The organism is Planktothrix serta PCC 8927 (genome assembly GCF_900010725.2).
GTDB classification, from domain to species: domain Bacteria; phylum Cyanobacteriota; class Cyanobacteriia; order Cyanobacteriales; family Microcoleaceae; genus Planktothrix; species Planktothrix serta.
Window position 1 is genome coordinate 292,549 of the sequence record NZ_LR734865.1, and the last position, 3,554, is coordinate 296,102.

The window sequence follows — 3,554 nt, forward strand, 5'->3', positions numbered from 1 at the left end:
GGCGAATTTTATTGATAATAGCAGCAACGGCTTTTTCCCGTTCAACTGCTTGATTCACTGCTTGGGTTAAATATTCAGATTGCATTTGCAACTGGTTGACAAATTCTGCGTGTTGCAATGCCACCCCTAAATGGGTTGCTATTTGGCGGACAAATTCCATTTCCGATTCTTTCCATTCACGAGGGCCAGAACATTGATGAATACATAATAATCCCCATAATTCTTCCCCTTTAAGTAAGGGGGAAACCAGATTCGCTCTAATTTGAAACTGGGATAATACCTGGACATAACAACGGGGTAATGTTAAGGTATAAATATCATCAGATGACCAAATTTTGCCATGAAGATAATAGTTAACATAATGTTCGCCAAAACAATGATCTTGAATTCTGGCGGATAACGCCGGACGAAAATTCGGTAAAACATCCTCCGAGACAAATTCCCCCCATTCATATTGGGTCTCTGGATCAAAGCGATACATCCCCACTCGATCCGCATTTAACAGTTGACGAACTTCAATGGCTGTAGACTTAAAAATACTATCTAAATCTAAAGATTCTCGAATTTTACTAATCACGGCAAATAAAGCTTTTTGTTGTGCCAATTGATAGGGCTCTGTAGTTTTAGTTTGTTCGAGTTGTGTAACTCGTTTTCTTAAGGTTTCGATTTCTTGAGTTAATTGGGCTTGCGAAATCGAATTAAGGGGAATTAATGGATTTTCAGACATAGCTTTCCTGAAGTAAAGTAACAATACAATTTCGACCTTGTTTTTTAGCTTGATAGAGGGCGCGATCCGCCCATTCAATTAACAAGCTGGGACTAGAATTCGGTTGAGGAATCAGACAGGTGATACCTAAACTTAAGGTAATATAATCATGGGCTTGAGACTGGGAATGAACCAGTTTTAGGTATTGGATTTCTTGTTGAATCTTTTGGGCGATCGCTTCGGCTTCTTCTAACTCGGTTTGAGGTAAAATAATCCCAAATTCTTCACCCCCATAACGAGCGACTAAATCCGTTGAATGGGAAATTGCTTGACTAATGGCTTGAGCAATGGCGCGTAAACAATCATCTCCGGCTTGATGACCATAGGTGTCATTATAGGATTTGAAATAATCCACATCACACATAATTAAAGACAGGGGTTTCTGTTCAACACTCAGTTGATTCCACTCCTGTTGTAAATAGTGATCAAATTGCCGTCGGTTTGCGGTTTGAGTCAGTCCATCTAAATGAGCTAACCGTTGTAATTCTTGGTTGAGTTTTTGGAGTTCTAATTGGGATTCTTGCAGGGCTGCTTCAATCTCTTTTCGAGCTTGAATTTCTTGTTGTAACCGTTCATTTTGTTCTAATAGTTGTTTATGTTGGGTTCGCAGAGTGAGGTGATTTTTCACTCGCACTAAGACTTCTTCAACCTGAAAAGGCTTAGTAATATAATCAACTCCCCCAACGCTAAAGGCTTTGACCTTATCTAAAACATGATCTAAAGCACTAATAAAAATAATCGGAATTTCCGCCGTTAGAGGATCGGATTTGAGAGATTGACAGACTTCATACCCATCAATATCGGGTAATTTAATATCTAGAACAATCAAATCCGGTGGTGCTGCTTTTGCTGTTTTTAATGCCATGACTCCTTTAGTCACGCGCCTGACTTCATATTGATGTTCCATTAACATCGTAGATAATAGTCTTAAATTATCGGGTTTGTCATCAACTAATAAAATGCTTCCCAAGGAGGATTCTGCATTTGGAAAATAAATCATTATAAACGGCCGGGAACAGGTTAAATTGAATTATGAACAGGTTGACATCTGAAAATCGAGGGATTAAAAAATTTAAAAAAAAGATCAGGGATCATTTGGTCTATTTTACCAGAACTTTAAGTGATTTATTAACGGATTGATATTTTAGAAGATATAAAGGATTAACCGCAATAGAGCCATCTGTTAAGGAGCTAACCGGAGCACTGAGTTAGGATTTTCAATTAAAATCCGTAATTTCACTGACTTTTTTTCCCTTCTAAAATACTCAAGCTGTAAAATTTTCATCAGAATGTCATATCTTTGCCACAAGGATGTCATATTCATCCTCTAACTTAAGGAATATCAGGGCAGACAAAAACAGTCCAATCCCTGAAACCCTTATAGATAAAGGTATTAAAGATGAAATCTGATCTTGATTCTGCAAATTCTTTAGAGTCCCGTCGTTTAGAGTGGACGGACACATCCCACCCCACTCCCCGCCCTCGGACACAATCTTTAACATTAGTGGCATTAGGCGTAGGTTTAGGAGTTGTGGGGGTGTCCCTCGTCCCGATCCTGCAACAACGTCCTCAGCCCACGGCCCCAATGCTGTCCCCGACCTTACCCCCAACCTCGATCCCATCCCCTGTGGGTTCAACTTCTGGGACAATTGCCGACCCTGACCTGATTACTTCAGTCGTGGGGCAAGTTGGGCCAGCCGTTGTGCGAATTAATGCGACAAAAACCATTGAAAGTCAGGTTCCCCAAGGGTTTAATGATCCCTTTTTTGAACGGTTTTTTGGTTCTCAAATGCCGAATTCTCCTCAACAGCAAATAGTCAGAGGTTCAGGGTCAGGATTTATTGTTAATTCTAATGGTCGAATTATTACTAATGCTCACGTTGTTGATGGGGCAACAAAGGTGTCAGTTGTTCTCAAAGATGGTCGTCAATTTGAAGGAAAAGTTATTGGAACTGATCCCGTAACTGATGTTGCTGTGGTTCAAATTGAAGCGAATAATTTACCAACGGTTTCTGTAGGGAATTCCGAAGCATTACAACCGGGGGAATTAGCGATCGCCATTGGTAATCCTTTAGGATTAGATAATACTGTTACAGTGGGAATTATTAGCGCCACAGGTCGTTCCGGTAGCGAGGTAGGAATTCCTGATAAACGAGTTAGTTTTATTCAAACTGATGCTGCTATTAATCCGGGTAATTCTGGAGGGCCGTTACTCAATCAAAAAGGTGAAGTGATTGGGATGAATACGGCAATTATTCAAGGCGCTCAAGGGTTAGGATTTGCCATTCCCATTAATCAAGTTCAACGCATTGCGGATCAAATTTCTACGACCGGAAAAGTTGAACATCCCTATTTAGGAATTCAGATGGTAACACTTTCTCCTGAAGTAAAAGAAAGTTTAAATCAAGATCCTAATAGTCCGATTAGTGTGAATGAAGATCAAGGGATATTAATTGTTCGAGTCATGCCCAATTCTCCCGCCCATCAATCAGGATTACGCGCTGGAGATGTGATTGTTCAAGTGGAAAATAAACCCGTAACTAAAGCCGATGAAGTTCAACAAGCGGTTGAAAATATAACGGTAGGAAGTTCGTTAAAAATGCAAATTAAACGCCAAGATCAAGCCTTTAATTTAGATGTGAAAACCGCAGCCATCCCAGCCATCAATAATTAGTTGTAGGGGAGGGTTCTATACCATTGGTGTCAACTTAACTCACGTTAGCCCTGAACTAAAGTTCGGGCTAAGAGCTAAAGTCATCTAAAGATGACTCAAAACTTCTCTTTCTTA

General features: G+C 40.0%; 3 protein-coding genes. 1 reads left to right on the forward strand and 2 read right to left on the reverse strand.

What is annotated here, in order from left to right; translation table 11 throughout:
• Together PL8927_RS10555 and PL8927_RS10560 are read right to left on the reverse strand one after the other, a co-directional pair.
• Positions 1-727: GAF domain-containing protein (locus tag PL8927_RS10555; RefSeq protein ID WP_156093160.1), on the reverse strand; the 727-nt coding region annotated here is incomplete at its 3' end.
• Positions 720-1,766 carry a diguanylate cyclase domain-containing protein gene (locus PL8927_RS10560; RefSeq protein ID WP_083620911.1) on the reverse strand — a complete coding sequence of 349 codons (1,047 nt, stop codon included), beginning with the start codon at positions 1,764-1,766 and terminating at the stop codon, positions 720-722. The genes PL8927_RS10555 and PL8927_RS10560, both read right to left, overlap by 8 nt.
• A 399-nt stretch (positions 1,767-2,165) precedes the next feature.
• Here PL8927_RS10560 and PL8927_RS10565 point away from each other — a divergent pair, with 399 nt between their 5' ends.
• Positions 2,166-3,440: an HhoA/HhoB/HtrA family serine endopeptidase gene (locus PL8927_RS10565; RefSeq protein WP_083620915.1), complete on the forward strand. Its 1,275-nt coding sequence runs from the start codon at positions 2,166-2,168 to the stop codon at positions 3,438-3,440.
• Positions 3,441-3,554 lie beyond the last annotated feature (114 nt).

Coding starts and splice junctions, on each gene's coding strand:
- PL8927_RS10560 (WP_083620911.1), bottom strand. CDS start 1,766: ATGATTTATTTTCCAAATGCAGAATCCTCCTTGGGAAGCATTTTATTA.
- PL8927_RS10565 (WP_083620915.1), top strand. CDS start 2,166: ATGAAATCTGATCTTGATTCTGCAAATTCTTTAGAGTCCCGTCGTTTA.